Raw genomic sequence first — 26,506 nt, 5'->3', positions numbered from 1 at the left:
CGGCTCAAATCGCGCGATATCCGCCATCCGCCATCACGATCGATCCGGTGACATAGGACGATAGGTCCGAGGCGAGAAAGATCGCCGGCCCCACGATGTCCTCCGGTTTGCCTGCGCGCCCGAGCGGCGTGTGATCGAGGAAGATCTGCACGAGCTGCGGATTGGTGTTACGCACATGCTCGTTGAGCGGCGTCTCTATCAGGCCGGGGCCGATCGCATTCACGCGCACACCGTGCTTGCCGAGTTCGGCGGCGAGGGCGCGCGTAAAGCCGAGCACCCCGTGCTTGGACGCCGTATAGGCCGGCGAATTCGGCGTGCGCACATGCACGAAGGACTGGATCGAGGCGATGTTGACGATGCGGCCTTTGCTGGCACGGAGCGGCTCGAGGAATGCATGCGTAACGTTGAATACGCCGTTCAGATTGATCGCCATGATGTCCTGCCAGTCCTTGATCACGGCGTCCGCTTCGGCGGTGAAGGCGTTGCGGCGATTGATGCCGGCATTGTTGACGAGCACGGAGACCTGCCCGACCCGGTCGGCGATCGTCTTCGCCACTGCCCTGCAATCCTCACGCAGCGTCACGTCAAGGCCAAAACTCTCTGCCTTGCCGCCGGCCTCGCGGATCTCCCTGGCGGCTTCCGCGGCACCCTGTTCGTTGATGTCCAGCAGCACCACGCGCGCGCCCTCGCGGGCAAAGCCGGTGGCGATGGCGCGGCCAATGCCCGATGCGGCACCGGTGATGACGGCAAGATGATTCTCAAGAAGCGGCATGCGGTTTCCTCCCGGTCTTTCAGTTTTGCAGGTAAGCTAATTCAAATTTGAATGGCCGAAAATGGCATGCATTCACCTTCTTGTGGCACCGTGGCGGTGTCATGCTTGAAGAGTTCAAATCCTGGAGAATGTCGCTGGAGCGCCTGCTTTCAGCGACGAATATCGATTGGCCGGAAGCGGCGCGGCTTGCGGTCGAGATCGCCGGCCGCAGTCCCGACGTGATCTTAAGGCAGGCGGCAACCCAGGCGATTCCGATCCTGCGCAACGCTGCGCAGGGCGCCGCCGAGGACAGCGTCAGCCTCGGCGCCAAGCGGCGGCTCTGTATCATCATCGATGTCCTGCAAGGGTTGACGGCGCCGCGGTTCGGCATGCGCCGCGCCGCGCCGAAGTCGCTCACCGCCGAGGAGCGCGCCCGCAAATTGCTGGACCTGCCGCTCGGCAAGCAGCTCGCGGTGACCGATATCCGTCGCGCTTTCCGCCGCGCCGCAAAGTCGGTGCATCCCGATGTCGGCGGCACCGAGCAGGCCTTTCTCGAACTGATCGCGGCGCAGGAGATGTTGATGCATCGCGGAAACCACAGGGATTGACCTCGGCCGCCAGCCGTCTTGCCGACCCCAGCAGGGCCGGCCGGATGTCAACGACGCACCGCGGCATGGATCGCGCGGCAGTGCCGGACGATATTGTCGTGCGCAGCGACGAACTGCTTCAGTGGCGTATCGATGTCATAGTAATAGATGTTGGCGATGAACCCGTAGATGCCGGCATCGATGCTGGTGGGTTTTGCGCCATGCAGAAATCCCCGCTGCGGCATCAGTTCGGCCAGTGCCGCGAGATCGGCGAGGCCGCGCGCCATGGCGGCATCGGGCTGGTAGCGGCCGATGCCCTGATAGTAATAGCGCTGCGCGTTGAACGCCTGCGCGTTGGCGAGGCCTTCCGCCGTCAGGCTCGGGTGCTCGCGTAGCAGCGCGTCGCGAAAGGCGGGCCAATAGCGTTCGTCCTTCCAGCGCGAATACGACATCACCCAGTAGAGGTCGTCGAGCATACGGGTGACCAGCAGATTGGTCGTGCGCTGTGGTGGCGTCAGCGCCGCATCGATCGTCACGCGGTATTTTTCCGTGACGAAGGTGAGAATGGTGTCGCTGTCGCCCACGATATCGGCGCCGTCGACGATATAGGGAAGCTGGCTGCGCGGCGCTTTCGCGGCGTCGAAGATGTGTTCGTGCCGGAAGGGTACGCCCGCCAGCTTGAGGAAGGCAAAGACCTTCAAGCCGTAGCCGTTGTTGTCGGCGACGCCGAACAGCGGGGGATAGGAGTAGAGCGTCAGCATCCTGATCACTCACTTCACAAGCGATGCCAAGCCCTCGATCTCGATCAGCATTTTAGGGTCAGGCAGCGCGTGCACCACGCAGGTGGTGCGGGCGGGGTAGGGCGCAGGCCCGAACGCGCCGGCATAGAGCGCATTCATCGCCGCGACGTCGGACGCGCGGGTCAGGAGCACATTGACCTTGACGAGATCGCGAAACGTCGCGCCGGCCTCATCCAGCACGCGCCTGATGTTCTTCGCGACGTTACCGAATTGCGCCTCGAAAGTATCCGGCAGCGCGCCGTGCTCGTCAAAGCCCGGAATGCCCGAGATGAAAAGCAGGTCGCCGACGCGGGTGGCGAAGGAGAGCGGCGGGGCTTTGATGCCGGGCGGGGCAGCGAAATGCTGGATCTTGGACATGAAGACCTCCGGGGGTCGCGAGGGAGGCGCGCGGCACGGGCGCGAGGCGGAGATATTGCGCCGTTCGGGCGGTTTAGGCCAGCGGGAATGCATTTTGCCCGCCCCGGCCATGCGCTAGATTCGAACGGGCTGATTCGATCTGCTCCGTTCCATCCGCTCGCAACGTCTTCCCGGAGATTGCGCCTATGACAATGTCATCCGCCATTCGCGGCGCGCTCATCGCGCTCGCAGCGTTCGCCGGTCTCTCCACCGCTCATGCGGACGAGGGTACCGTCTCGCTCGTCATCTACAAGGGCGGCTGGATCATCGGCGGATCCGGCGGCCACGGCGTGCTGAACTTCCACGGCCGCAAATACCCGCTCACCACCGGCGGGTTGGACTACGGCCTGGTGTTCGGCGGCTCGAAGACAATCCTGCGCGGCCGGGTGCGCAACATCAATAGCCCCTCCGACGTCGCCGGCGTCTACGGCGCGGCCGGCGCGGGCCTAGCGGTCGGCGCCGGCGCCCGCGCGATCGTGCTGACCAACCAGAAGGGCGCGGTGCTGGAATTGTCGGGACAGCAGGTCGGGCTGATGGCGAATGCGGATTTGAGTGGTCTTGCGATTACGTTGAAGTAGCGATGGAGTAGGGTGGGTTAGACTAGCGAAGCGTAACCCACCACTTCCGCCGCGGTGATGATGCGGTGGGCTTCGTTCTGCTCGAGCCACCTACGCTCCTCTCCTGATCCAATCCGCGAGGTCTTGCCAGGGCTCGATCGTCCAATGGCCCGAGGCAGCGCCTGAGGGCGACGACAACACGAATACCTCGGCGAAGTCCGGCTCGGAGCGTTGGCGTCCAAGCGCGATCGCGGTTGTTGGCTTCGCGTAAAAGAAACTCGCCGCCTTCTTGCTCGTGAATGCAATCGTCCGCGGCCGAAACCTTCGGATCTTCGACTTGAAGCCCGCCACGTCAATCGGATGATCAACGATTTCACAATCCATCCCTGCACCTGATTTGCAGAGATCGGTGAATCCGATGCCCAGGTTCAACAGGGATGGAAACTCGCGCGGCTCGTACAGGCGCGGCGTGAGGCCGACCTCATGGATGGTCCGCCAGAAGCGATTGCCGGGATGCGCGTAGTAATGACCCACGGCGGCTGACATTCTGCTCGCCGCCGTGCCCACGAAGACCAATCGAAGATCGTCCCGAAGTTGATCAGGAAGTCGGTCTGTCGATTTGTCAGACACTCCCTCACAACGCCTGATTGCTCTCCTTCACCTTGTCCGCATCGAGATAGACATTGCCGCCCATCTCCTTGAACTTGGCGCTCATCTGCGCCATGCCCTGCTCTTTATCGTTCAGCGTCGCCGCATAATCGCGCACGTCCTGCGTGATCTTCATCGAACAGAATTTCGGGCCGCACATCGAGCAGAAATGCGCGACCTTGTGCGCTTCCTTCGGCAGCGTCACGTCGTGGAACAGGCGAGCCGTGTCGGGATCGAGGCCGAGGTTGAACTGGTCGACCCAGCGGAAATCGAAACGGGCGCGCGAGAGCGCGTCGTCGCGGAGCTGCGCGGCCGGGTGGCCCTTGGCGAGATCGGCGGCGTGCGCCGCGATCTTGTAGGTGATGACGCCGGTCTTGACGTCGTTGCGGTCGGGCAGCCCCAGATGCTCCTTCGGCGTGACATAGCAGAGCATAGCGCAGCCGAACCAGCCGATCATGGCCGCACCAATCCCAGAGGTGATGTGGTCATAGCCCGGCGCGATGTCGGTGGTCAGCGGCCCCAGCGTATAGAACGGCGCCTCGCCGCACTCCTTGAGCTGCTTGTCCATGTTGATCTTGATCTTGTGCATCGGGATGTGGCCCGGGCCCTCGATCATGACCTGGCAGCCCTTGTCCCAGGCGATCTTGGTCAATTCGCCCAGCGTCTCCAGCTCCGCGAATTGCGCGCGGTCGTTGGCGTCGGCGATCGAGCCCGGGCGCAGGCCGTCGCCGAGCGAGAACGAGACGTCATACTTGCGCATGAGATCGCAGATGTCCTCGAAATGCGTGTAAAGGAAGCTCTCCTTGTGATGGGCGAGGCACCACTTGGCCATGATCGAGCCGCCGCGCGAGACGATGCCGGTGACGCGGTTGGCGGTGAGATGGATATAGGGCAGGCGCACGCCGGCATGGATGGTGAAATAGTCGACGCCCTGTTCGCATTGCTCGATCAGCGTGTCCTTGTAGACCTCCCAGTCGAGCTTGACGGGATCGCCGTTCACCTTCTCCAGCGCCTGGTAGATCGGCACGGTGCCGATCGGCACCGGCGAGTTGCGCAGGATCCATTCGCGCGTGGTGTGAATGTTGCGGCCGGTGGAGAGGTCCATCACGGTATCGGCGCCCCAGCGGATCGCCCACACCATCTTGTCGACCTCTTCCTCCACTGACGACGTCACCGCGGAGTTGCCGATATTGGCGTTGATCTTGGTGAGGAAGTTGCGGCCGATGATCATCGGCTCGAGTTCGGCGTGATTGATGTTGGACGGAATGATCGCCCGTCCCCGCGCGATCTCGCTGCGCACGAACTCCGGCGTGATGAAGGCCGGCACCGCGGCGCCAAAGCTCTCGCCGTCGGCAAGCGCCGCTTCCGCGCGTTCGAGCTGCTGCTTGCGGCCGAGGTTCTCGCGCTCGGCCACATAGATCATCTCCTTGGTGATGATGCCGGCGCGCGCGTATTCGAGCTGGGTCACCTTGTGGCCATCGAGGCCGCGCAGCGGCTTGTGATAGGCGGAGAAGGCGCGCGCCGCCTTGTCGGAGGAGACGTTGCCGTTGTCCTCCGGCTTGATCACGCGCCCCTGATATTCCTCGACGCCGCCACGCTCGAGCACCCAGGCCTGGCGCGTGCGCGGCAGGCCGGCGTTGACGTCGATCGTGACGTTCGGGTCGGTATAGGGACCGGAGGTGTCATAGACCGGCAGGTTCGGCTCGCCGGCACCTTCGCTCAAGATGATCTCCCGCAGCGGCACACGAACATCGGGCGCGGCATCGGGCGTTGCAAAGATCTTGCGCGAGGAGGGCAATGGTCCGGTGGTTACGGCGGGCACGGTGGTGTCCGGATTGGGGCGGATGTTCATGGATTCCTCCTTGTTATAGCGTCGTTCCGGACGGGCCGCGGCATGCGGACCGATCCGGAACCTCGAGGTTGTGGCGCGAGATTCCGGGTTCGCGCTTGCGCCCCGGAATGACGCTGCTGGATTCCGTCGTTGCGAGGAGCGTTAGCGACGAAGCAATCCAGAGCCGCGCGTGAGGCTCTGGATTGCTTCGCTTGCGCCCGCAATGACAGCGGTGAGAACTGGATGTCCGCATCACGCCGCCTCCATCGTCTGCGCGAGCCAGGCGCGCACGCGCGCGTCCGGGTCGGCGTTCTGGGTGACGTCGGAAACGACGGCGATGGAATCGGCGCCGGCGGCAAAGATCTCCGCGGCGTGCTCGAGCTTGATGCCGCCGATCGCGACCAGCGGGATAGAGCCGACGCGCCGCTTCCATTCGGTGATCTTTGCAATGCCCTGCGGCGCGAAGCGCATCGACTTCAACGTGGTGAAGAAGATCGGGCCGAGCGCAACGTAATCCGGCTTGGCGCCCAGCGCGGTGGCGAGCTCTTCGTCATCATGGGTGGAGATGCCGAGCGTCAGTCCCGCATCGCGGATCGCCTTGAGATCGGCGTCGGCCAGATCTTCCTGCCCCAAATGCAGATGCGTCGCATTCGCATCGATGGCCGCGCGCCAGTAATCATTGACCACGAGTTTTGTGCCCGTGCCCTTCGTCGCCGCGAGTGCCTCGCGCACGATCGCGAGTGCATCGGCATCGCCAAGATTTTTCGCGCGGAGCTGCACCGTGCCGACGCCGAGCCTCGCCAGCCGCGCGACCCAGGCGACGCTGTCGACCACGGGATAGAAGCGATCAGGATACGGCATGCCAGAACGGGGTCCCAACGACTGGAGTGGAGGGAGAGGCGAAGTCGCGCGCGTCCATCAGCCCGGATTCATAGGCCGTGCGGCCGGCCTCGACGCCGAGGCGGAAGGCGTTGGCCATGGCAACGGGGTCTTTGGCTTTGGCGATCGCGGTGTTGAGCAGCACGGCGTCGTAACCGAGTTCGAGCGCCTGCGCCGCATGCGAGGGCGCGCCCAAGCCCGCATCGACCACCAGCGTGATGTCGGGCAGGCGGTCGCGCAGCAGCCTCAAGGCGTCGCGGTTGATGATGCCCTTGGCGCTGCCGATCGGCGCCGCCCAGGGCATCACGACCTTGCACCCGGCATCGACCAGGCGCGTCGCCACCGAAAGGTCCTCGGTGCAGTAGGGGAAGACGTCAAAGCCGTCCTTGATCAGGATGGTCGCCGCCTCGACCAGGCCGACCACGTCGGGCTGCAGCGTGTCGTTGTCGGCGATCACCTCGAGCTTGATCCAGGAGGTCGCGAACAATTCGCGCGCGAGCCTCGCCGTGGTCACCGCCTCGCGCACGGTGCGGCAGCCGGCGGTATTCGGCAGCACGGTCACGTCGAGCTCGCGGATCAGCTTCCAGAAGGAATCGCCGGTCTTGCCGCCGGCGGATTCCCGCCGCAGCGACACGGTGACGATCTCCGCGCCGGATGCGCGGATCGCGCTCTGCATGATCGAGGGCGAGGGGTACAGCGCGCTGCCGATCAGGAGACGGGAATTGAAGTCTTTGCCGTAGAAGTTCACCATCGCATCAGCTCGCATAGCTCGTCGTCCCGGCGAAAGCCGGGACCCACACCGCGGAATGTTTCGGTCGGGCACCGTGACGTGACAGCGACCGTGCACAACGCAAGCCGGTGGTTACGGGTCCTGGCTTTCGCCAGGACGACAGCGGAGGTGTTACTGCAGGAGTGCTCATTTCATCCTCCTTGCCGCGGCGTGATGATCTCGATCTCGTCGCCGGCGGTGAGCAGCGTTTCCGACCAGCGGCTCTTCGGCACGACGTCGTAGTTCAGCGCGATTGCAAAATGCGTGCCTTCGTAGTCCAGCTCGCGGAGCAGGGCGGCGACGCTGTTCGACGCGATCTCGCGTTGCTCGCCATTGACGGTCACGCGCATCGCATCACCTCATTGTCGATCTGGCCACGCTCGACAAAGCTCAGCGTCAGTTCGGCCAGCGCCGGCGCGATCAGGAATCCGTGACGGTAAAGCCCGTTCACCTGAATGCGGTTGTTGCGGCCGATGGCGATGCGCGGCAGATTGTCGGGAAAGGCGGGCCTCAAGCCCGAGCCGAATTCGATGATGCGCGCCTCGCCAAAAGCCGGATGCACAGTATAGGCCGCGCTCAACAGCTCCAGCGCCGAACGCACGCTGACGCCGGTATCTTCCGCCTCGATCGAGGTCGCGCCCAGCATGAACAGGTGATCCTCGCGCGGGATCACGTAAAGCGGCCAGCGCGGATGGATCAGCCGCACCGGGCGCGACAGCGTCACCTCATCCGTTTCGATCAGGATCAATTCGCCCTTGACGCCGCGCAGCTCGCCCTGCTCGTCACGCGCCGCCAATCCGCGGCAATCGATCACGATGCCGTCGACCTCGTCGGCGGAAACGTCGCTGTTGAATTTGATGGTGCCGCCGGCGGCGATGATGCGCTCGTGCAGCTTGGGCAGCACGCGGCGCGGTTCGACATGGCCTTCCGTGGGAAAGAACAGGCCTTCTCGGAAACGGCCGTCGAGCGAGGGCTCGAGCTCGCCAAGGCCTTTGGCATCCAGCCGCCGATGGCCCTCGGTCAGCTTGGCAAAACGTTCGAAGTCGCTGCGATCGCGCGGATGCGCCACCACCAGCGAACCGTTGAAGGGCGTGTCGGGCAATTCGCGCCGCCACAGATCGAGCGCGCGCAGGCCCAAGCGGCTGATGATGGGCTCGGCGGCCTCGGCCTCGCAATAGGGGGCGAGCATGCCGCCGGCCCAGTGACTGGTGGAGAGCATCAGGCTCGCGTCGCTGCGCTCGTGCAGCGTGACGTCGTGGCCGGCCTGGGCAAACAAGAGTGCCTGCCAGGCGCCGGCAATGCCTGCGCCGATGATGGAGACGGACGATTCCGTCCGCGGTCTTTTGGTCTGCTGCATCCCTGTCCCTTCGCCGGCATGACCCGGATCAGGTTCAAAGGGTCACCGCGGTCTTTCGGCCTGCTCGGAAGCCTGGCCTCAAGCGTGCGGTTTCTCAGCTCCTCCTCGGAGCTCCCCTCGGAACGGCGCTAATGTAAGCGGATGGGCGGGCGTGTCAACGCTGCCTGTGGCGCGAAACTTGGGCGCGCGCGTCAATCACGCTGGCGGCGACCCGATATTGCGGTGCAATAAGCTGCAGCGGGGCGTGCGGCCGCTGCTGCTTGGCGACACCGTAATAACCGGCCGCATAGTAACGGATGGCACGCGTATGGTCGCCATTCGCCGCGCGATAGGCGCCGGCGAGATATTTGACGGCATAGGTGAGGTTGGTTTCGGGATCGCGCAGGCCTGCGGCGTCGCCGGTGTAGCCCATGCTGCGGGCGGTCGCGAGCTTGATCTGCATCAGTCCGATGGTGCCGCCGCGTCCGACGAGCTGCGGCTGATAGCGGCTCTCGCGCATGATCACCCGGTGGACCAGCGCTTCCGGCACGCCCTCGGCTTGCGCATGGGCGGCGACCATCGCGGCATATTCGGGTTGTCCGGCTTGCGCGATCGCCGGGCCCGCGAGCACAGCGGCGACTGCGAGGGAGCTCAGCGGAAGTGCACGTTTCATGCGGAATGGGCTCGTCAGGTTTGGCGTTCGGCGCGTCTTAACCTTTTGCCTACCCTGTTCCCCGGCAGCAGGGCAAGAATGTGGCAAAAACCGGGCGGGATCGCGAGATCATGGTCCGGATCTGCAGACCCGGTTTACCCGGAATTATGCCTCGCATGCTTTGATCGCGGCGGAAACAGCGCCTCGACCAGCCCGCTCATGACGATTTCAGTCTCCCACGCCGATGAGGGCGCCCGCGGCTTGCGCGGGCCGTTGCCGCTATGGGTATTGCTTTTCATCTACGTGCTGTTCTTGGCCGCCGGAAATCGGCTGCTGATCGACCCCGATACGCTGTGGCAGGTCACGATCGGGCAGTGGATCATCGATCACCGCGCCGTGCCGCAGGTCGACGTGTATTCCTTCACAATGCGCGGCGAGCCTTGGATTTCGACCCAGTGGCTTGCGCAAGTGATCTACGCCAAGGCCTTCGCGCTTGCCGGCTGGACCGGGCCGGTGGTCGTTGCCGCCTTCGCGATCGCGGTGACGTTTGCGCTGTTTGCGCGATCGTTGAGCCGGGATTTGAGCGACAGCACCACGCTCGTGTTTGTCGCCGCCGCGCCGGCGCTCACGGCGCCGCATCTGTTTGCGCGGCCGCATGTGCTGGCGATGCCGGTGATGGTGGCGTGGATCGCCGGACTGGTCGCGGCCGCTGACCGTCACGAGGCGCCGTCGTTTTGGCTGCTGCCGCTGATGGCGCTATGGGCTAACCTGCATGGCGGCTTCGTGTTCGGCGTGATGATCGTCGCCCCGATTGCGCTCGATGCGGTCGTGAGCGCGGCGAAGGCCGAACGCAAATCGCTCCTCTTGCGCTGGGCCATGTTCGGATTGGGGGCGCTCGTCGCCGCGTGCTGCACGCCCTATGGCTGGGATTCGCTGCTCGCCTCGCAGAAGATTCTGGCGCTCGGCGGCGCGCTTCCGCTGATCATGGAGTGGAAGCCGGCCGATTTCGGCCATCTCGGCCCGTTGGAGATTTGTCTCTTGCTCGGCATCGGCCTTGCTCTTTACCGGGGCGTGACGCTGCCGCTGATGCGCATCGTCATCCTGCTCGGATTGTTGCACATGGCGCTCGCGCAAGGGCGGGCCGCCGAAATCCTGGCGCTGGTTGCGCCGCTCATCCTCGCGGCCCCGCTGGCGAGGCAGATTGGCGGTGCGGAGGCGCGGGACACAGCCGCGGCATTTCCGCGCGGCACCCTGATCGCAGGCCTTGCAGTTGCGATGGCCGCGGGGACCTTCGCCTACGCCGCGGTGCATCGCTTCGAACCGAACATGCGCGGCGCGCCGGTCGCCGCGGTGACCGAGCTGAAGAAGCTCAACCTGGCGCGCGTGCTCAACGATTACGATTTCGGCGGCTATCTGATCTATCGCGATGTTCCAACGTTCATCGATGGCCGCACCGAACTCTATGGCGAAAAATTCTTCGTCGATCACAACGCGGCGTCGGGATTGATGGAACCGGATAATCTGTTCCGTCTGCTCGATCAGTACGAGATCCAGGCCACGCTCATGCGCACGCAAAGCGCGGCGACAAAACTGCTTGACCACATGGACGGTTGGCAAAAAATCTATTCGGACGACATCGCCACCATCCACCTGCGCAAGGCGGGCGCCACGCATACGCGCGAGCCGGCGATCGATCCGCACGCGAATTGACCGCGCCATCGAGTCCGAATCCAAGCGACCTGGAACTTCTTCGAGCTCTTCTCGCATTGCGCATTGCAAGGACACTTGCCGCGACGACCATGCATTGCTATTGGAGATATCCACAGGGCTGTTGGGAGCAATCCACGGCGATCTGCTGGATGATTTCCGACAGCGATCTTGCCCCATTGCTTGCAAAACAAGAAACGCCCCGAAGGGAGGAAGTGCCATGACCCGATCAGGCCTTCGTTACTTGCCCAAGCAAAATCCTTGCGCCCAATGCGGCCAACCGATTGCCGCTCCTGAATGGGTCGAGGAAGAAGCGGATCGCACCATCTATCTCTGGCATTGCCGCGCCTGCGACTACCGTTTCGAGGCGATCGCAGTTTTCGAAGACGCTGGCGCCCACCAGCGGCCGATCGCCGCCTAAGCGGAAAGCGCGCTCACGCCACGCTGCGTTCGCTCTGCGCCCGCGACGCCATGGCGCGCAGCGGCATCTCCATGCGCACGATAAGCCCCTGCGGCGTGCGGTCGTGTAACGACAGTTCGCCGCCATGGGCGAGCGCGATGGCGCGCGCGATCGACAAGCCAAGCCCGAAGCCCGTACCTTCGTCATCCATGTTGCGAGCGTCATCGCCGCGCACGAAGGGTTCCAGCATCGAGGCCTTGTTGGCGTCGGAAATGCCCGGACCGTCGTCGGCGACATCGATGGTCATGCTGTCGGCAGACAGCGTCAGGCGGATCGTGACCTCGGCGCCGAACCGCACCGCGTTCTCGACGAGATTGGTCACCCCGCGACGCAAATCGTCCGGCCGCCCCATCGCCATCGCATGATCGGGGCCGACATAGCTCACGCGACGGCCCATGTCGGAGAATTGATCGCTCACGAGCTGCAGCGTGCTCGCGATATCGACCAGCGTAAAGGATTCGAGCCTGCGGTCGTTGCGCAGGAACGAGAGCACGGACTCCAGCATCGACAGCATCTGGTCGAGATCAGCCTGCATGCGGCTGCGGCTGATGTCGTCCTCGATGAATTCGGTGCGCAGGCGCATCCGCGTCAGCGGCGTGCGCAAATCATGGCTGATCGCCGCGAGCATCCGGGTGCGATCGTCCATCAATCCGGTGATCCGCTGTCGCATTCGGTTCAGCGCCTTGGCCACGGCGCGGATCTCCTCGGGCCCGCGTTCGGGCAGGGCTGCGGAAGTGCCATCCAAGCTGAAGCTTTCGGCGGCCTTGGCGAAAGAGGACAGCGGCCTCGCCAGCGCCCGCGCCGCCCACAGGCCGAGCAGGGTGACGCAGATGACCGCGAACATCAGCGTGTTCATCAGCGGGCTGCCCCAGAACGGTCCGGGTCGCATCGCCTGCGGAACAGTTGCCGCAACGACTTCACCGTCGGGCAGGACGACGGCGAGTCTTTGCGAATCGTTGCCCGTCGACAGTCTGACGACGCGATACTCCGTCGGCAGATGCAGCAGGTGGTGCAGCGCGCGATCTTCGGCTTGGCCCGTTGCGGGTACCGAGGCGGGCGCCAATTTTTCGAAGGAGAGTTGCGGAAACGCCTTCTCGGCGTCTGCGAGCAAACGTGGGCGCTCCGATGCCGGAGCTGCGCCGAGCAATTGGGCCGCCGCCGCGAAGCGACTGTGCAGGTGCCAGGGCTGAGGGTGGGAGTCGTCCAGCCGATGCGCAAGGAAGATCGCGGTGATGATCAGGTGCAGCACGAGGATCGAGACGATCACCAGCGCCGCGAGCTGTCCGCCGATGGCCCTGAGATTCAGAAACCCGAACGGCGTCATGTCAGAGGTTCGGAGCCGATGCGACCGCTTCGACCCGGGGCGTGAAGATGTAACCCCCGGAACGCACGGTCTTGATCAGCGTCGCCTCCTGCGGATCCGGCTCGATCTTGCGGCGGATGCGGCTGACCAGCACGTCGATGCTGCGCTCGAACGAGCCTGCGCTGCGGCCCTGCGTCAGATCGAGCAGGCTGTCGCGCGACAGCACGCGGCCCGGCCGCTCGCAAAAGGTGCGCAGCAGGTCGAATTCGGCGCTGGTCATCGCCACCCGCGCGCCCGCCGGATTGCGCAATTCGCGGAGGCGGAAATCGATATGCCAGCCCTGAAACGACAGAGCGGTCGCGCCTTCGACGGCGCAGGCGTTGCGGGCCGCCGCCTCACGGCGCAGCACGGCCTTGATGCGTGCGAGAAGTTCGCGCGGGTTGAACGGCTTCGGCATGTAATCGTCGGCCCCCATCTCGAGGCCGACGATGCGGTCGACGTCCTCGCCGCGCGCGGTCAGCATGATGATGGGAACACTCGATTCCGCGCGCACCTTGCGGCAGAGGCTCAGCCCATCCTCGCCCGGCAGCATCACGTCGAGGATCAGAAGGTCGACGCGATGATCGGTCATGGCGCGTGCCATTTCCCGGCCGTCGGCGGCCGTGGCGACGTTGCAGGCATTGGTGCGCAGATATTTCGCAATCAGCGCGCGCGTTTCGCGGTCGTCTTCGACGACGAGAATGTTGGGCGATGGGCTGACCATACTGACTTTTGTCGGTGATTCGGCCGGTTTGGGGAAAGTTTTTTGTTTCTGAACATTTCTACCGGAGCCGCCGCAACGGCCGGCAACATGCGACAAGGCCCCGTTAATATGGTTAATTCAGGGTCGGCGCGTCCTAGAGCATGATCCGGAAAAGTGTGTAGCGGTTTTCCGAAAAGATCATGCTCAATCAAAGAGCTAACGCGCGATGCCGATTCAACTCGACCTCATCGCGCTTTAATTGAAGACATTGGAGCCGCCCCATGACCACGATCTCTTCGCTTTCCAGCACCGCCTATCAATCGCCTCTGCAAAAGCTCGAGGCGGAATTGCAGTCCGAAGTCGCGGACGGCACCGTCAGCTCGTCGGATGCTTCGGCGCTGTCCTCGGCGCTGAAGGACATCGATTCCGAGCTGCAGGCGGGCAGCGGCAGCCAGAGCGGCTCGACCACATCCGCTCCAGGCGACCTGCAGACCAAGATCGACGATCTGATCCAGAACGAAGTGTCCTCGGGCAAGCTGACCAGCGATCAGGCGAGCGAACTGAAAGGCGTGTTCAAGGCAGCCTTCGGCAATGGCGCCGGCGCGCCGCCTCCTACAAGCGATGACGGCAGCACCACGAGCGCCACCAGCTCATCGTCCACCAGTTCATCATCGAGCGGCAGCACAAGTGACTCTTCGGACACCACCACGGCCGAGTTGCTGCAGCAATTCCTGCAGTTGCTGCAGTCTTCGCTCTCCAGCTCCGCCGCTTCTTCGACGACCTACAACGCCAGCGGTGCCACCAGCACATCCGACGGCAGCTCCTCACTGTCGGCGGTTCTTGTCGACTACCGCACCTGAGCTCGCGGAGTGATCATGCTTCGACGGCCATCCTTCAGCGACGGAAGATGGCCGTCGCTGTTCGGCGGAACCTGCAAGCCGGCACTGCAGCGGAACTCGCTTTGCCGCTGTGCAACTTGGAATTCGACAATCGCCGCCGGAACCGCGCATCGGCAATCGGGGTTTCTTCTCCACCTTTTGTCTAATGAGGGAGAGAAGAGATGCTACTGAAATATATCACCGCCGGCGTGGTCGGGTCGGCGCTGCTGGCGACCGCCGCGTTCGCAGAGCCGCCCACAGCGATTTCGCAGTCTGATCTCCACGGCACCTGGCGCGCGTCGAAGGTGGTGGGTCTCAGCGTCTACAATGACAACAATGAGAAGATCGGCGCGATCAACGATCTTTTGATGGACAAGGGCGGCTCGATCAAGGCGGCCGTGATCGGTGTCGGCGGCTTCCTCGGCGTGGGCGAGCGCCTCGTCGCCGTGTCCTTTGATAAGATGAAGTTCTCGGACCAGCCGGTTTCGTCCGCCACCGCGTCGAACACGAGCCCGCCCGGCAACCGCCCGCCTTCAACCACGACCACCGGCTCTGCGAACGGCTCGCCATCGTCGGCCAATGCGTCCAAATCCAATCCCTGGTATCCGGACCACGCCGTCTTCAATGCGAGCAAGGACGATCTAAACAAGATGACGGAGTTCAAATACAACGAATAGGGTGGTCGTCCATCTCAAACACAGCGCGCCCGATCCGGCCGGGCGCGTTTTGTTGTGCTTCGTCGTCCTTTCGTTCGCGCCATCGCCAATGCACCCGATGCGCCGCAGCCTTTCGGCGCGGTTCTGGCGGTGTTAGCCTTGCGTTGGCAGGGAGCACCCTGCTCCCTGTTGCTTCACAGCGGACGGGAGGACGGCATGACCGATAGCGTCTACAAAGTCATCGAAGTGATCGGTACCAGCAAGGAATCCTGGGAGAGGGCGGCCGCAAACGCGGTCGAGCAAGCCTCAAAATCTCTTCGTGACCTTCGCGTCGCGGAAGTTGTCGAACTCGATTTGCAGTTGGATGCCACGGGAAAGGTCGAAGCCTATCGCTCCAAGCTCAACCTTTCGTTCAAGTTCGAGGGTACGTGATCTAGTTTGTAGGGTGGGCAAAGCGAAACGTGCCCACCGCGGCGAGTGGCGACGCACACGGTGGGCACGGCGCCCGAAGCGCCTTTGCCCACCGTACGGATCGTTGCGCTCGCAAGGACGGTCAGCCCTTCACCAGCGGGCAGCCGCCCTTGTCCAGCGGACGGAACGCCTCGTCGCCGGGGACGGTCGTGATCAGCTTGTAGAGGTCCCACTCGCCCTTGGACTCCTCCGGCTTCTTGACCTCGAACAGATTCATATCGTGGACCATGCGGCCGTCGATGCGGATCTTGCCGTTCTTCGCAAAGAAGTCGTTGATCGGCATCGCGCGCATCTGCGCCATCACCTTCGGGGCTTCATCGGTGCCGATGGCGTCGATCGCCTTCAAATAGTGCATCGTCGCCGAATAGAGACCGGCCTGGATCATGGTCGGCATGTGTCCGACCTTGTCGTAGAAGCGCTTTGAGAAGGCGCGCGTCTCGTCGTCCTTGTCCCAGTAGAAGGCGTCGGTCACGATCAGCCCCTGCGTCGCCTTGATGCCGAGCGCATGCACGTCGGTGATCTCCATCAAGAGCGCGATCATCTTCTGCGCCGGCGTGATGCCGAATTCGGCCGCCTGCTTCAGCGCGTTGGTGGTGTCGCCGCCGGCATTGGCGAGCGCAACCACCTTGGCTTTCGAGGCCTGGGCCTGCAGCAGGAAGGAGGAGAAGTCGGAATTGTTGAGGGGATGGCGGACGTCGCCGAGCACCTTGCCGCCGCTTTCCTTGACCACGTTCGCCGCATCACGCTCCAGCGCCTGGCCGAAAGCGTAGTCGGCGGTGAGGAAGAACCAGGTGTCCTCGCCGCGCTTGACCATCGCCCTGCCGGCGACATTCGACAGCGCGTAGGTGTCGTAGGTCCAGTGCACCGTGTTGGGGGAGCAGGCCGAGCCGGTCAGATCGGAGCTGCCGCCGCCGGAATTGATGTGGATCTTGTTCTTCTCCCGGGTCAGCGCCGAGATCGGCAGCGCCACCGATGAGGTCGGCACGTCGAAGATGGCGTCCACCTTTTCATTGTCGTACCAGTTGCGCGCGATGGAAACGCCGACGTCGGGCTTGTTCTGGTGGTCGGCATAGACCACCTCCACGGGCTTGCCTTTGACCTTGCTGCCGTAATCGGCAACCGCCATCTGGACCGCGGCCACCGAGCCCTTGCCGGTCGCATCGGCATAGAGGCTCGACATGTCCGTGAGCACGCCGATCTTGACCACGTCATCCGAGATGGTTTGTGCATGGGTGGGGACGGTCAGCGCCGCGAAAGCAAATCCCGTCGCGAGGGCTGAGGCAAGTCGCTTCATCATTGTTCTCCCTACTTGTGTTGTTGTTTAGGGGCTTAAGGACGGGCGCTACTTGCCACATCCGTCCCGCCACGCAAAGCCAAAGGCGAGGAAATTCAACGCGAACGGTGAACAAAAAGGCGGGCGGATCCTGCTCGCGTATGCCTGACTTACCTCGCCCCGCTCGCGGGGAGAGCCGACGCGTCAGCGGGTCCGCGCGAAGCGCGGCCCGATGACAGGCTCCGCGCGGCCGGCGAAGGGGCTCTCCACAAGTTGCGGTCGCGAAGACAGCCCCCGACCCTCTCCGCGTGAAGAACAAGGAGAGGACGAAGATCCCTTACAACCCCGGCAGCTTGGTCACATAAACGTTGATCGAGCCTTCCGCCTGCGCGATCACGCGCAGCGTCTTGGCATCAAAGGCGATGTCGGCGAGCCTGAGATCATTGATCTTGCTTTCCACTCGCACCCCATCGTCGCTCTTCTGAAGATCTGCGATCGCTTCCGCGATCTTCTGCTTGGCATTGGCAGCGAACGGCTTCAGGTCGACGATCGACCTTTCGTACAGCGCCTGCTGCAGCCGCGGCATCACTGCGCGGGCCGCGGCCCCGAGCAGACCGAAGGCCGCTTCCGATTCGACGGCAAGCTGGATGTCGGTGAAGTGCAGTGTCTGCTGTGCCCCGTCCAGCACGGGCCGGCCCCAGATGTGCACGGTCGCGTCGGTGCCGAACCCGAAGAAGCTCTTCTTCTCCTTCGCGTGCACCACAAGCGAGATCAAAAGCCGATCGCCGGACGGTGCGACCGTCGCGTGCTTGACGGTGACGTCGACCGGGCCCGAGCCGTCCTCCGGAAAGGTTTTGCCGGCAAATTGCGTCTCGACGATCTTGTTGATCTCGGTGAAAGGCAGGTCGATGGGCACGCCGATGCTCAAGCCACCCGGGGTCGGCGGCACGATGGTGATCTTGTCGGGGAAGGGACAGTCGGGCTTGGTCGGCGTCGGCGTGATCCGCGTCTCCGCCTCGATCCCCAGCGTCAGGGTCAAGGCGGAGGCATCGATCTGCGGCTGTGCCGCGATCGCGCGGGTCGGGCGCATTTCCAGCCACAGCGCCGGCATCGCCGCCGTCGCGCCCGCGCCTTGCAGCGGCAGCGAGCGGCAGGCCTTGGCCCATTGCACGCGCGCGTTCTTCTCGAGCGTGGGATCGTTGCGAATCCTCGCGCTCACCGCCTCGAGCTGCTCGCCGACAGACTTGTCGATGAAGGGTTTGACCTGCGCCGGCACATTGACATGTGCGCCCGCGAGCGACAGGTCGGTGTCGCCGAGCGAAACCTGGGCGCCGAAATTCGGCTCCAGGTGCCAGGCCGCGGCGAACTTCGGCCGCGCGGTGATGGTGACGTTGCCCTTGATCTCGGCGCTGGCGTTGATCGCCTTGATGTTGACGCTGCCGAGTTGTTTTGCCGCGTTGGCCCCCAGCAGTCCGCCGATCGCATCGGTGATCGCGCCGGTCGCCTTCGATGACAGCGCGCCGGTGACGTTCAGCTTTCCGGTGAGCGGGGTCGAGAGCGACAGCATGTCCTGGCCGCCGCTCGCGGCGATCGGTCCGCGCGAGGCGGTCCAGCCGACCTCGGCATTCTGCAGCACCTGCGCCACCAATGGATTGTCGGCCTTGCCGGCGAAATTCTTCTGCGTGCCGCGCTCGGCGGCATCGCGAATGGCGGCGAGCGTGATCGTCACCGGCGCAACGACGAAGGAGCTGCGCGACACCGGTGGCAGCGGCGCCGGCTCGGCGATGGCGGGAGCTTTCACCGCGCCGCCTGGCGCCAGCCAGTCCATCAGCTTCAGGCTCACCAGGAACGACAGCACGATCACGCCGAATGCGAGCCCGATCGCTTTGAGCCTTTTGTCCAGACGCATTGTCCCCCCGAAAGGAATCGAGCTGGAACTTTTACAGGGCCGGGTGAGCCCGCGCCAGACCGGCGCCCGAACCGATTTACCCAAACGAAAGCGGCCCCGGCGAGGCCGTCGGAGCCGCTTTGGATCACCTTTAGAGAATTTAATGTGCGCACGAAGCGATTCAGCTCGCTTTGCCGCGCGCATCGACGGGAACTGGCCGGCGCAGAATCGCCGGCAAATGCTCTTGCAGCAGCGATAGGACCCTCCGGATCCTTGGCGCAATGGACCTTGCCGCCGGGTAAAGCGCGTGCAGATCAAAGCCCGGCACGGCAAATCCGGGCAGAACCTGTGTCAGGCGGCCGCTGGCGAGATCTTCAGTGCAGACAGGCTCCTGCAAAACGCCGATACCGGCTCCGCCCAACAGGAGCGCGTGTACGGGCCGCCAGTGACTCAAGCTCAAGGCGATGTGGATCGGAGCCAGCGTGGTCTGCCGGCCGCTGGAGACCAGCGGGAGCTGTCCGTTGTTGAACAGGCCGGTCACGCGGACGAAAGGATGATCGATCAGTTCGGCCGGTTTCGTCGGCCTGCCGCGTCGCGCGAGATAGTTCGGCGCTGCCACCAGCACACGGCGTACGTGACCAAGTCGGCGCGCCGCGAAGCTGCCTTCGCCGCAATCCCCGAGCCGTAGCGAGATATCGACGCCTTCGGTCACCGGATCAACAATGCGATCATTGAGCACGAGGTCGATTTCCAGATGCGGATGACGATCCCGCAGGCGGAGCAGAATTGGGGGCAAGACCATCTCACCCACGCCGTGCGGCGCGGCGATACGGATTTTTCCGCGCATGGGTTTGTCGTGGGTCGCCGCGTCCTGGGCGACGGCTGCCACCGCATCGTCAGCCGCTTCCAGCGCATGCTTGCTGCGGTGATAGAAGGCCGCTCCGGCGTCGGTGAGCGAAATCTTCCGCGTGTTCCGACGCAGCAGGCGTGTGCCCAGATGAGTCTCCAGCCGCTCGATGCGCTCGCTCACCGCTGGCTGGCCGATGCCGAGGTCGCGGGCTGCCGCGGACATGCTGCCCCGCTCCACGACCCTGACATAAACGCGCATTGCCACCAACAAGTCCATCCACGCAACATATCGGCTCAGCCGATAAATGTAATCTGACGATTCGGTCTACCGGCGGCGCGGCGGATCGCCGAAACAGGCGTCGGGCACGGCCAGTTCGCTGCCCGCTTCCGCGACGGCGCGGAGATATCGGCGGCTTTGCCCGCCTCGACGGCGAGAAGGTGCATGAACGACATCCGGCTCTATATGCTTCAATCCGGCACGCAGAAATGCAAGGTGCACGACATCAAGATGAACCAGGGCATCGGGACCGATTACGAGATACCGGTCCCGTGGTTCGTTCTAGTTCATCCGAAGGGCAACGTGGTTCTCGACGGCGGGCTCGCGGCTGAAGGCTTGGCCGATCCACGCGGCTATTGGGGCGACGCGGTCGATACCTTCCGACCGGTGATGCGCGAAGACCAAGGCTGCGTCGTCCAGCTCGCAGCGCTTGGCCTCGCGGCCGAGGACATACGTTTCGTGGTGCTCTCGCATCTGCATTCGGATCACACCGGTGCGATCGGCCGCTTCCCCCACGCCACGCACGTCGTGCAGCGGCGCGAATACGAGTATGCCTTCGCGCCGGACTGGTTTGCGTCCGGCGCCTATGCCCGCAAGGATTTCGATCGGCCGGGCCTGAAGTGGCAGTTCTTGGAGGGCGAGGCGGCTGACGGCTATGACCTCTACGGCGATGGTACGCTGCGGATGGTGTTTACGCCCGGGCACTCGGTCGGACATCAGTCCTTTCTGGTCACGTTGCGCAACAGCGGGCCAATCTTGCTCGCCGTCGATGCCGTCTACACCTCGGACCATTGGAATGAAAAGGCGCTGCCTAGCCTGATGGCCTCCGCGGTGGACACGGTGCGGTCCGTTCGGAAGCTGCGCGCTCTGGCGGAACGGACGGGCGCGAGCGTGGTGACAGGTCACGACCCGGACGCCTGGCCCGGCTTCAAACTCGCTCCGGCGTATTATGATTGAGTTCTGGACTATCAGGAGCGGATGCAGGCGGATGACACATGAGTGCCGATGGTCCGCGGGCCGTTGGCACTTGCTTCATGACGGTTTCGCGACAAGGACGGCGCGGGGAGTCGCAAAAAGAGTCTTCAACATTTGCATGACGTCACACGTTTGAAATATCCATAGACCAACACTCGGGAAGCGAGAATCATTCCAACTCTCGAGGCTTTCCCTGATGCGGATTTTAATTGCGACCGATGCCTGGCATCCGCAGGTCAATGGCGTGGTCCGCACCCTGACGTCGCTGTCACGCGCCGCCGCGAAGCTTGGGGCCGACATCGAATTCTTGACGCCCGATGGCTTCCCGTCGATGGCCGTTCCGACCTATCAGAGCTTGCGGATCGCCTTGCCGAACCGGGGCGAGATCGCGAGGCGGATCGAGGCCGCCGCACCGGAGGCGATCCATATCGCGACCGAAGGGCCGATCGGCTGGTCGGTGCGCGGCTACTGTCGTCGCAACGGGCTTGCCTTCACCACCTCCTATACCACGCGCTTCCCCGAATATATTTCGGTCCGAACCGGCATTCCCGCGAGCGCTGGTTACGCGGTGCTGCGCTACTTCCACAATGCCGGGGCGATGACCATGGTCGCGACGCCGTCGCTGAAGCAGGAGCTGTCGGAGCGCGGTTTCAAGAGGCTCGGCTTCTGGACGCGCGGCGTCGATACCGACCTGTTCAATCCGAACGATCCCGCCAAGCTGGACTTGCCGCGGCCGATCTTCATGACGGTCGGCCGTGTCGCCGTGGAAAAGAATCTCGAGGCGTTCCTGTCGCTGGATCTGCCGGGCTCGAAAGTCGTGGTGGGCGATGGCCCGCAAAAGGCCGAGCTGGAGCGCCGCTTTCCCGACGCGCACTTCTTGGGTGAAAAGACCGGCAAGGATCTCACCGCGCATATGGCGGCCGCCGACGTGTTCGTGTTTCCGAGCCTCACCGACACCTTTGGGGTCGTGCAACTGGAGTCGCTTGCCTGCGGCACGCCGGTAGCAGCCTTTCCGGTGACCGGTCCGAAGGACGTGATATCGGACCATCCGATCGGCGCGCTGGACAACGATCTGCGCAGCGCGTGCTTGCGCGCGCTCTCGATGTCGCGCGAAGCCTGCCGCGCTTTCGCGCTCGAGCGCTCCTGGGAAAACAGTGCCAGACAGTTCATCGGTAACTTGAGCGCGTTGCAGGTAAGCCGTGCGCCGCGGCCGAGCCGGGTCGCGGCCAGCCGCAGCCCGGTCCGCGGCTGAGGAGCATGATCCGGAAAAGTGGAGGCCGGTTTTCCGAGAAGATCATGCTCAAGGCAAAAATAGAGCGGAATGGCGATCCGAAGGAGCGGCATTCCGCTCTGGAACATTCACCTTCAGAGCACCATCACAAAGGTAAGCGAGACGAACGATGGCAGAAACCATGAAGCTTGACGGCACCAGGCAACTCGACTTCGACCGCGAGATGGTCGAGCACGCCTACGACCGCTGGGCTCCCATTTATGACCTCGTGTTCGGCGGTGTCTTCAGCAAGGGGCGCGATGCGGCGATCGAGGCCACCAACAAGATCGGCGGTCGCGTGCTCGAGGTCGGCGTCGGCACCGGCATCTCGCTGCCGCTCTACGCGCCGCATGTCCGCATCTTCGGCACCGACATCTCGGAAGAGATGCTCAAGAAAGCGAAGAAGCGCGTCACCGAGCAGCGTCTGAAGAATGTCGAGGGGCTTGCGGTGATGGATGCCGAGAAGCTTGAATTCGCCGACAATTCGTTCGACGTTGTGATGGCGCAATATGTCGTCACCGCGGTGCCGAACCCGGAAGCGGCGCTTGATGAATTCGCGCGCGTGCTGCGTCCGGGCGGCGAGCTGATCATTCTGACCCGGGTCAGCGCCGATGCCGGCATGCGCCGTTTCATCGAGCAGCGCTTGCAGCCGGTGGTACGCCGGCTCGGCTTCCGCACCGCCGAGTTCGCATGGTCGCGCTACACCAAGTGGCTGGCGGGCGCCAAAGGCATGGAATTGGTGGAGCGCAGGCTCATTCCGCCGCTCGGCCATTTCTCGCTGGTTCGCTTCCGCAAATTGGAAGTCGCCGCGGCCGCTTGAGCCGCGGGTCCCCAAGCAAAGCACCCGCAAAGCGCGATAGCCGGTCTCGACCCGACGCCATCGCTTTCCAGCAATCCCTGTCACTGCGTCAGTTGCGTGATGTCATATGTCATCATGATGATGTCACACGCGCTACATCGAATCCCTGTACAACCACTTGCGACTCACTCTTAGGGGCAAGAAATGATCAAGAATTTCCTGGAGCAGCTTCGCATCCAGCGCTGGGATGACCATCGTTACTATCATCACAGCCGGATCAACCAGAGCCTGCACTTCGTCAGTGCCATCAGTTTCATGATCGGTTATGTGATGCTGTATTTCGATCCCCTGATGTCGGCGCTGATCGGCTGGCTGGTCTCGATGACCTCGCGCCAGGCGGGCCATTTCTTCTTCGAGCCGCGCGGCTACGACCACATCAACCAGGCGACCCACGAGCACAAGGAAGAGATCAAGGTCGGCTACAATCTCCGCCGCAAGGTGGTGCTGATGGCAATCTGGGCGGCTTCACCGGTCGTGCTGTATTTCGATCCCACCCTGTTCGGCCTTTTCACCCCCTGGGCAACGCCCGCCGATTTCGTTCGCCAGGTCGCGAAAATCTGGCTGGTGGTGGGCATCGGCGGCCTGTTGTTCCGCACCGTACATTTGTTCTTCATCCGTGACGTTGAGACGGGCCTGGTCTGGATGACCAAGATCATCACCGATCCCTTCAATGACTTCGTGCTGTATCACAAGGCCCCGCTCGCGCTGCTGCGCGGCGAGCTGATCGACCCGGGTCTCGACATCATCGAGCATGGCCTGGAAGAGAAGCCGGCCTGACGATTGGGTTCGAGGACACTCACGGCACGTCATGGCCGGGCTTGCGTGCCCGCCGAAGCCTTAGCGGCGGGTCCCGGTCATCCACGTTTTTGCAGCGATCATGCCAGATGAGCGCCCGTCATTCCGGGCGCTCGCGCGCGGAGCGCGAACCCGGAATCTCGAGATTCCGGGTTCGCTCGCTGCTCGCGAGCGCCCGGAATGACGGTGCAAAAAGGAGCGAAGCCGGCCGCGGGGGCAGACGAAGAGCCAACCTTGTTGATGAAGCTACGGCAGCGCTTACCGCGCAAACCTGCTGCCGATCATTTCCCGCAGGATCTGCCGCCGGATGCGCTTATTGGTGAGCGCGGCATCATGCCACCACCAGCCGTCCTGCTGCATCTTGGAAGCGGCGCTGACAAAACGCTGCATCACCTCGGCGAAATCGGCGTCGGTGTAATTCAGGCTGAAGATGAAGCGCCCGGTGCCGACCCAGCTCAACGCCAGGCCTTCGGCACGGAGATAATATTGCAGCATCCAGTTGTAGCGGGAGGGTTCGGTGTAAGTGACGGTCCAAATCGAGGAGAGATTGGCGACACGCACCGGAAGCTTCTGCGCCGCGAGCGCCTCGTTGAGTTGCCGTGCGCGGCCGTTCCAGATCTCGTCAAGCCCGTTGTACACCGCACGGAAATTCTCGCTCGCAAGGCGGCTCAGGAATTCGTCCATTGCCGTCATCACGTAAGGATGCGAGTTGAAGGTGCCGCGGGCGAAGCAGACGTCGGCCGGCCGGTCGTCGCGAAAGCGCCGCATCAGTTCTCTCTTGCCGCAGACCACGCCGATCGGCAGTCCGCCGGCAAGGCTCTTCCCATAGGTGACCATGTCGGCGCGCACGCCGAAATAGTCCTGGGCGCCGCCGGGGGCGAGCCGAAAGCCGACGAAGACCTCGTCAAAAATGAGGACGATGTTGCGCTCGGTGCAGACCTCGCGCAGCTTCTTCAACCATTCGCCATAGGCGGCGCGGTCGACGCCGCCCTTGCGGGAGCTGTCGACGAGAGAGCCGTCGCTCGGCGCATTGGCGTTCGGATGCAGCGCCTGCAGCGGGTTGACCAGCACGCAGGCGATGTCGCGGCGGGTCCTGAGCACATGCAGCGTTCGTTCGGACATGTCGGCGAGCGTATAGGTCTCGTGCGGCGAGACCGGGTTGCCGACGCCCGGCTGCACGTCGCCCCACCAGCCGTGATAGGCGCCGGCGAAGCGGACCAGATGGGTGCGGCGGGTGTGATAGCGCGCGAGCCGCACCGCCTGCATCACCGCTTCGGTGCCGGACATGTGGAAGGAGACTTCGTCCAGCCCCGAGATCTCGCAGAGCCGCCGCACATTCTCGGCGACGACCGGGTGATACAAGCCGAGCACGGGCCCAAGCGCGTGCGCGCGCTTCTCGCCGTTCTCGATGCACTCCTTGTAGAAGTCGTAGCCGAAGATGTTGACGCCGTAGGAGCCGGCGAGGTCGTAAAAGACGTTGCCGTCGAGATCAGTCAGCGTCACGCCGGAGGAAGCCTGCATGAACGTGCCGGCGGAAAGATGCTCCCGCACCAGGCGGCTGTACTGGAACGGCACGCGATAGGCCTGCGTGAACTGCAGGTCGGAAATCCGCCCCGCCGCCTCCGCCGTCATCTGCCGCGATTGCGCAAAGCGCTGCTTGTAAAGTTCGGCCAGCCGGAAGAAGCCGTCCTGGCGTTTGGTGGCCACCTCCGCCGGCGCTCCGTCGGAGCGGAAAAAGTCGTTGATATCGAACTCGTAGTGCGGGATCAGGCGCGCCACCAGTTTCGACATCTTCGAATGTCCGGTAAGCGAGCGGTGCTTGGCGCGCGACAGCGCGATCCGCGCCTTGACCTTGGGGGCGACGGCGGCGGTGGCGGTCAGGGCGACCGCACCGCCGGCGAACGAGAGAATCGGAAGCTGCGTATCCATACGTTAAGCGCTAACCAGTCCTGCTGACAGATTCATGACAGTCAAGAGCCTCATCTCCGCGATAACCCAGCAGGAAGACCTCAATTTCCTGCTCACCAACCGGATCCCGCGCGCAGCAGTGACCCGTTTCATGGGCTGGTTCTCCAAGATCGAGAACCCCCTGGTACGGGATCTCTCCATCGGCCTATGGCGGCAGTTCTCCGATCTCGACCTGTCCGAAGCCAAAAAGACCCACTTCAAGAGCCTGCATGATTGCTTCACCCGCGAGCTGAAACCCGGCCTGCGTCCCTACGATCCCGATCCGAACATCGTGGCGAGCCCGTCGGACGCGATCATCGGCGCCTTCGGCACGATCCGGGAGGGCGAGCTGTTCCAGATCAAGGGCGCCCCATATTCCCTTGCCGATCTCCTCGGCGATCCCGCGCAGGTCGAGGCGCACCGCAACGGGCGGTTCATCACCTTGCGGCTGACCTCGAGCATGTATCACCGCTTCCACGCGCCGCATGACTGCCATATCGACGAGGTCAGGCTGATCCATGGCGATACCTGGAACGTCAACCCGATCGCGCTCAAGCGCGTCGAAAGGCTGTTCTGCAAGAACGAGCGCGCGGTGATCAGCACGCATCTGAAAAGCGGCGACGCCCTGACCCTGGTGCCGGTCGCCGCCATCCTGGTCGCGAGCATCCGCCTGCACTTTCTCGATCTCGTGCTCAACGGCCAGACGCGCGGGCCGCTCAACTACCCTTGCGATGTCGATGTGAAGAAGGGTGACGAGCTCGGCTGGTTCGAGCACGGCTCGACGATCATCGTGCTGGCGCCCGCCCATTTTGAGTTCTGCGACAACGTCACGGAGTGGGGGCGCGTCCGCGCCGGGGAACCGCTGCTGCGAATCTCCTAAAAGCGAAGGCCCTTCGGTCGCACGCAGAACAGGCGAGCCCGGCGTCTTGTTTGGACGCGACGCGGAACTT

The 26,506-nt window shown here is 63.7% G+C and carries 28 protein-coding genes and 1 riboswitch; of the genes, 12 read left to right on the top strand and 16 right to left on the bottom strand.

Annotation, left to right across the window (positions count from 1 at the left end; translation table 11 throughout):
• Nucleotides 1-4: 4 nt before the first annotated feature.
• Complete coding sequence (locus P6U23_RS33465) at nt 5-772, bottom strand: SDR family NAD(P)-dependent oxidoreductase (protein WP_407176595.1); 768 nt, start codon at nt 770-772, stop codon at nt 5-7.
• A 101-nt stretch (nt 773-873) separates the two neighbouring features.
• Between P6U23_RS33465 and P6U23_RS33460 the strand changes: the two genes are divergently transcribed.
• Nucleotides 874-1,359: a J domain-containing protein gene (locus P6U23_RS33460; protein ID WP_407176594.1), complete on the top strand. Its 486-nt coding sequence runs from the start codon at nt 874-876 to the stop codon at nt 1,357-1,359.
• Between the two features lie 47 nt (nt 1,360-1,406).
• Here the strand turns inward: P6U23_RS33460 and P6U23_RS33455 are convergent, their stop codons facing one another.
• Both P6U23_RS33455 and P6U23_RS33450 read right to left on the bottom strand, forming a co-directional pair.
• Nucleotides 1,407-2,099, bottom strand: coding sequence for a glutathione S-transferase C-terminal domain-containing protein (locus P6U23_RS33455; RefSeq protein WP_407176593.1), 693 nt, complete (start codon nt 2,097-2,099; stop codon nt 1,407-1,409).
• A 9-nt stretch (nt 2,100-2,108) separates the two neighbouring features.
• Nucleotides 2,109-2,495 carry a RidA family protein gene (locus tag P6U23_RS33450; protein WP_407176592.1) on the bottom strand — a complete coding sequence of 129 codons (387 nt, stop codon included), beginning with the start codon at nt 2,493-2,495 and terminating at the stop codon, nt 2,109-2,111.
• A gap of 185 nt (nt 2,496-2,680) precedes the next feature.
• On the opposite strand from P6U23_RS33450, the gene P6U23_RS33445 reads away from it, so the two are divergent.
• Nucleotides 2,681-3,112, top strand: a complete 432-nt coding sequence (locus P6U23_RS33445; RefSeq protein ID WP_407176591.1) for a hypothetical protein — start codon at nt 2,681-2,683, stop codon at nt 3,110-3,112.
• Nucleotides 3,113-3,202: 90 nt separating this feature from the next.
• Here the strand turns inward: P6U23_RS33445 and P6U23_RS33440 are convergent, their stop codons facing one another.
• The 7 genes from P6U23_RS33440 to P6U23_RS33410 all read right to left on the bottom strand — a co-directional run bounded on the left by P6U23_RS33440 (nt 3,203) and on the right by P6U23_RS33410 (nt 9,227).
• Nucleotides 3,203-3,721, bottom strand: a complete 519-nt coding sequence (locus tag P6U23_RS33440; RefSeq protein WP_407176590.1) for a mismatch-specific DNA-glycosylase — start codon at nt 3,719-3,721, stop codon at nt 3,203-3,205.
• A 4-nt stretch (nt 3,722-3,725) separates the two neighbouring features.
• Complete coding sequence (gene thiC, locus P6U23_RS33435; RefSeq protein WP_407176589.1) at nt 3,726-5,591, bottom strand: phosphomethylpyrimidine synthase ThiC; 1,866 nt, start codon at nt 5,589-5,591, stop codon at nt 3,726-3,728.
• Between the two features lie 231 nt (nt 5,592-5,822).
• Nucleotides 5,823-6,431 carry a thiamine phosphate synthase gene (locus P6U23_RS33430; protein ID WP_407176588.1) on the bottom strand — a complete coding sequence of 203 codons (609 nt, stop codon included), beginning with the start codon at nt 6,429-6,431 and terminating at the stop codon, nt 5,823-5,825.
• Nucleotides 6,418-7,200 carry a thiazole synthase gene (locus P6U23_RS33425; RefSeq protein WP_407181672.1) on the bottom strand — a complete coding sequence of 261 codons (783 nt, stop codon included), beginning with the start codon at nt 7,198-7,200 and terminating at the stop codon, nt 6,418-6,420. The genes P6U23_RS33430 and P6U23_RS33425 overlap by 14 nt, the downstream gene beginning before the upstream one ends.
• Nucleotides 7,201-7,370: 170 nt before the next feature.
• Nucleotides 7,371-7,568, bottom strand: a complete 198-nt coding sequence (thiS, locus tag P6U23_RS33420; protein ID WP_407176587.1) for a sulfur carrier protein ThiS — start codon at nt 7,566-7,568, stop codon at nt 7,371-7,373.
• Nucleotides 7,559-8,575 carry an FAD-dependent oxidoreductase gene (locus tag P6U23_RS33415; protein WP_407176586.1) on the bottom strand — a complete coding sequence of 339 codons (1,017 nt, stop codon included), beginning with the start codon at nt 8,573-8,575 and terminating at the stop codon, nt 7,559-7,561. Before P6U23_RS33415 ends, thiS begins: the two co-directional genes overlap by 10 nt.
• Nucleotides 8,563-8,703: riboswitch (TPP riboswitch) on the bottom strand. Its footprint overlaps the gene before it by 13 nt.
• A gap of 26 nt (nt 8,704-8,729) precedes the next feature.
• Entirely contained in the window at nt 8,730-9,227 is a 498-nt protein-coding gene (locus P6U23_RS33410) for a lytic transglycosylase domain-containing protein (protein ID WP_407176585.1), read from the bottom strand.
• A gap of 198 nt (nt 9,228-9,425) precedes the next feature.
• Between P6U23_RS33410 and P6U23_RS33405 the strand changes: the two genes are divergently transcribed.
• Together P6U23_RS33405 and P6U23_RS33400 are read left to right on the top strand one after the other, a co-directional pair.
• Complete coding sequence (locus tag P6U23_RS33405) at nt 9,426-10,916, top strand: hypothetical protein (RefSeq protein ID WP_407176584.1); 1,491 nt, start codon at nt 9,426-9,428, stop codon at nt 10,914-10,916.
• 217 nt (nt 10,917-11,133) lie between these two features.
• The gene (locus P6U23_RS33400; protein ID WP_407176583.1) at nt 11,134-11,334 is read left to right on the top strand and encodes a hypothetical protein; all 201 of its coding nucleotides are present in this window, start codon (nt 11,134-11,136) and stop codon (nt 11,332-11,334) included.
• Between the two features lie 13 nt (nt 11,335-11,347).
• On the opposite strand, the gene P6U23_RS33395 is transcribed toward P6U23_RS33400, so the two are convergent.
• Both P6U23_RS33395 and P6U23_RS33390 read right to left on the bottom strand, forming a co-directional pair.
• Nucleotides 11,348-12,697 (bottom strand): ATP-binding protein, encoded by a 1,350-nt coding sequence (locus tag P6U23_RS33395; RefSeq protein WP_407176582.1) that lies wholly within the window; start codon nt 12,695-12,697, stop codon nt 11,348-11,350.
• Nucleotide 12,698: 1 nt separating this feature from the next.
• Nucleotides 12,699-13,439 carry a response regulator gene (locus P6U23_RS33390; RefSeq protein ID WP_407176581.1) on the bottom strand — a complete coding sequence of 247 codons (741 nt, stop codon included), beginning with the start codon at nt 13,437-13,439 and terminating at the stop codon, nt 12,699-12,701.
• A gap of 260 nt (nt 13,440-13,699) precedes the next feature.
• Here P6U23_RS33390 and P6U23_RS33385 point away from each other — a divergent pair, with 260 nt between their 5' ends.
• From P6U23_RS33385 to P6U23_RS33375, 3 genes are all read left to right on the top strand, one after another.
• Entirely contained in the window at nt 13,700-14,278 is a 579-nt protein-coding gene (locus P6U23_RS33385; RefSeq protein ID WP_407176580.1) for a hypothetical protein, read from the top strand.
• A 200-nt stretch (nt 14,279-14,478) separates the two neighbouring features.
• Nucleotides 14,479-14,973 (top strand): PRC-barrel domain-containing protein, encoded by a 495-nt coding sequence (locus P6U23_RS33380; RefSeq protein ID WP_407176579.1) that lies wholly within the window; start codon nt 14,479-14,481, stop codon nt 14,971-14,973.
• Nucleotides 14,974-15,168: 195 nt separating this feature from the next.
• Nucleotides 15,169-15,384 carry a dodecin family protein gene (locus tag P6U23_RS33375; RefSeq protein ID WP_024511100.1) on the top strand — a complete coding sequence of 72 codons (216 nt, stop codon included), beginning with the start codon at nt 15,169-15,171 and terminating at the stop codon, nt 15,382-15,384.
• Between the two features lie 121 nt (nt 15,385-15,505).
• On the opposite strand, the gene P6U23_RS33370 is transcribed toward P6U23_RS33375, so the two are convergent.
• The 3 genes from P6U23_RS33370 to P6U23_RS33360 form a co-directional block, all read right to left on the bottom strand.
• On the bottom strand, nt 15,506-16,717 hold the full coding sequence (locus P6U23_RS33370; RefSeq protein ID WP_407181671.1) for an ABC transporter substrate-binding protein: 1,212 nt from the start codon (nt 16,715-16,717) through the stop codon (nt 15,506-15,508).
• Nucleotides 16,718-17,033: 316 nt separating this feature from the next.
• A complete protein-coding gene (locus P6U23_RS33365) occupies nt 17,034-18,605 on the bottom strand; it encodes a DUF4403 family protein (RefSeq protein ID WP_407176578.1) in 1,572 nt (523 codons plus the stop codon).
• Between the two features lie 160 nt (nt 18,606-18,765).
• Nucleotides 18,766-19,656 (bottom strand): LysR family transcriptional regulator, encoded by an 891-nt coding sequence (locus tag P6U23_RS33360; RefSeq protein ID WP_407176577.1) that lies wholly within the window; start codon nt 19,654-19,656, stop codon nt 18,766-18,768.
• A gap of 219 nt (nt 19,657-19,875) precedes the next feature.
• Between P6U23_RS33360 and attM the strand changes: the two genes are divergently transcribed.
• The 4 genes from attM (at nt 19,876) to P6U23_RS33340 (ending at nt 23,591) form a co-directional block, all read left to right on the top strand.
• Nucleotides 19,876-20,667, top strand: a complete 792-nt coding sequence (gene attM / locus P6U23_RS33355) for an N-acyl homoserine lactonase AttM (RefSeq protein ID WP_407176576.1) — start codon at nt 19,876-19,878, stop codon at nt 20,665-20,667.
• A gap of 214 nt (nt 20,668-20,881) precedes the next feature.
• Nucleotides 20,882-21,937, top strand: coding sequence for a glycosyltransferase family 4 protein (locus tag P6U23_RS33350; protein ID WP_407176575.1), 1,056 nt, complete (start codon nt 20,882-20,884; stop codon nt 21,935-21,937).
• Between the two features lie 148 nt (nt 21,938-22,085).
• Nucleotides 22,086-22,775 (top strand): class I SAM-dependent methyltransferase, encoded by a 690-nt coding sequence (locus P6U23_RS33345; protein ID WP_407176574.1) that lies wholly within the window; start codon nt 22,086-22,088, stop codon nt 22,773-22,775.
• Nucleotides 22,776-22,958: 183 nt separating this feature from the next.
• A complete protein-coding gene (locus P6U23_RS33340) occupies nt 22,959-23,591 on the top strand; it encodes a hypothetical protein (RefSeq protein ID WP_407176573.1) in 633 nt (210 codons plus the stop codon).
• A gap of 276 nt (nt 23,592-23,867) precedes the next feature.
• On the opposite strand, the gene P6U23_RS33335 is transcribed toward P6U23_RS33340, so the two are convergent.
• The gene (locus P6U23_RS33335; RefSeq protein WP_407176572.1) at nt 23,868-25,538 is read right to left on the bottom strand and encodes an aminotransferase class III-fold pyridoxal phosphate-dependent enzyme; all 1,671 of its coding nucleotides are present in this window, start codon (nt 25,536-25,538) and stop codon (nt 23,868-23,870) included.
• 34 nt (nt 25,539-25,572) lie between these two features.
• On the opposite strand from P6U23_RS33335, the gene asd reads away from it, so the two are divergent.
• Nucleotides 25,573-26,436, top strand: a complete 864-nt coding sequence (asd, locus tag P6U23_RS33330) for an archaetidylserine decarboxylase (RefSeq protein ID WP_407176571.1) — start codon at nt 25,573-25,575, stop codon at nt 26,434-26,436.
• Nucleotides 26,437-26,506: the final 70 nt, after the last annotated feature.

The sequence above is a fragment of the Bradyrhizobium sp. STM 3562 genome, assembly GCF_045571435.1.
Taxonomy (GTDB): domain Bacteria; phylum Pseudomonadota; class Alphaproteobacteria; order Rhizobiales; family Xanthobacteraceae; genus Bradyrhizobium.
Note: the sequence above shows the minus strand (reverse complement) of the source record. Positions and strands in the feature narration are given on the sequence as shown.

Coding starts and splice junctions, on each gene's coding strand:
- P6U23_RS33465 (WP_407176595.1), bottom strand. CDS start 772: ATGCCGCTTCTTGAGAATCATCTTGCCGTCATCACCGGTGCCGCATCG.
- P6U23_RS33460 (WP_407176594.1), top strand. CDS start 874: ATGCTTGAAGAGTTCAAATCCTGGAGAATGTCGCTGGAGCGCCTGCTT.
- P6U23_RS33455 (WP_407176593.1), bottom strand. CDS start 2,099: ATGCTGACGCTCTACTCCTATCCCCCGCTGTTCGGCGTCGCCGACAAC.
- P6U23_RS33450 (WP_407176592.1), bottom strand. CDS start 2,495: ATGTCCAAGATCCAGCATTTCGCTGCCCCGCCCGGCATCAAAGCCCCG.
- P6U23_RS33445 (WP_407176591.1), top strand. CDS start 2,681: ATGACAATGTCATCCGCCATTCGCGGCGCGCTCATCGCGCTCGCAGCG.
- thiC (WP_407176589.1), bottom strand. CDS start 5,591: ATGAACATCCGCCCCAATCCGGACACCACCGTGCCCGCCGTAACCACC.
- P6U23_RS33430 (WP_407176588.1), bottom strand. CDS start 6,431: ATGCCGTATCCTGATCGCTTCTATCCCGTGGTCGACAGCGTCGCCTGG.
- P6U23_RS33425 (WP_407181672.1), bottom strand. CDS start 7,200: ATGGTGAACTTCTACGGCAAAGACTTCAATTCCCGTCTCCTGATCGGC.
- thiS (WP_407176587.1), bottom strand. CDS start 7,568: ATGCGCGTGACCGTCAATGGCGAGCAACGCGAGATCGCGTCGAACAGC.
- P6U23_RS33415 (WP_407176586.1), bottom strand. CDS start 8,575: ATGCAGCAGACCAAAAGACCGCGGACGGAATCGTCCGTCTCCATCATC.
- P6U23_RS33410 (WP_407176585.1), bottom strand. CDS start 9,227: ATGAAACGTGCACTTCCGCTGAGCTCCCTCGCAGTCGCCGCTGTGCTC.
- P6U23_RS33405 (WP_407176584.1), top strand. CDS start 9,426: ATGACGATTTCAGTCTCCCACGCCGATGAGGGCGCCCGCGGCTTGCGC.
- P6U23_RS33400 (WP_407176583.1), top strand. CDS start 11,134: ATGACCCGATCAGGCCTTCGTTACTTGCCCAAGCAAAATCCTTGCGCC.
- P6U23_RS33395 (WP_407176582.1), bottom strand. CDS start 12,697: ATGACGCCGTTCGGGTTTCTGAATCTCAGGGCCATCGGCGGACAGCTC.
- P6U23_RS33390 (WP_407176581.1), bottom strand. CDS start 13,439: ATGGTCAGCCCATCGCCCAACATTCTCGTCGTCGAAGACGACCGCGAA.
- P6U23_RS33385 (WP_407176580.1), top strand. CDS start 13,700: ATGACCACGATCTCTTCGCTTTCCAGCACCGCCTATCAATCGCCTCTG.
- P6U23_RS33380 (WP_407176579.1), top strand. CDS start 14,479: ATGCTACTGAAATATATCACCGCCGGCGTGGTCGGGTCGGCGCTGCTG.
- P6U23_RS33375 (WP_024511100.1), top strand. CDS start 15,169: ATGACCGATAGCGTCTACAAAGTCATCGAAGTGATCGGTACCAGCAAG.
- P6U23_RS33370 (WP_407181671.1), bottom strand. CDS start 16,717: ATGAAGCGACTTGCCTCAGCCCTCGCGACGGGATTTGCTTTCGCGGCG.
- P6U23_RS33365 (WP_407176578.1), bottom strand. CDS start 18,605: ATGCGTCTGGACAAAAGGCTCAAAGCGATCGGGCTCGCATTCGGCGTG.
- P6U23_RS33360 (WP_407176577.1), bottom strand. CDS start 19,656: ATGTCCGCGGCAGCCCGCGACCTCGGCATCGGCCAGCCAGCGGTGAGC.
- attM (WP_407176576.1), top strand. CDS start 19,876: ATGAACGACATCCGGCTCTATATGCTTCAATCCGGCACGCAGAAATGC.
- P6U23_RS33350 (WP_407176575.1), top strand. CDS start 20,882: ATGCGGATTTTAATTGCGACCGATGCCTGGCATCCGCAGGTCAATGGC.
- P6U23_RS33345 (WP_407176574.1), top strand. CDS start 22,086: ATGGCAGAAACCATGAAGCTTGACGGCACCAGGCAACTCGACTTCGAC.
- P6U23_RS33340 (WP_407176573.1), top strand. CDS start 22,959: ATGATCAAGAATTTCCTGGAGCAGCTTCGCATCCAGCGCTGGGATGAC.
- P6U23_RS33335 (WP_407176572.1), bottom strand. CDS start 25,538: ATGGATACGCAGCTTCCGATTCTCTCGTTCGCCGGCGGTGCGGTCGCC.
- asd (WP_407176571.1), top strand. CDS start 25,573: ATGACAGTCAAGAGCCTCATCTCCGCGATAACCCAGCAGGAAGACCTC.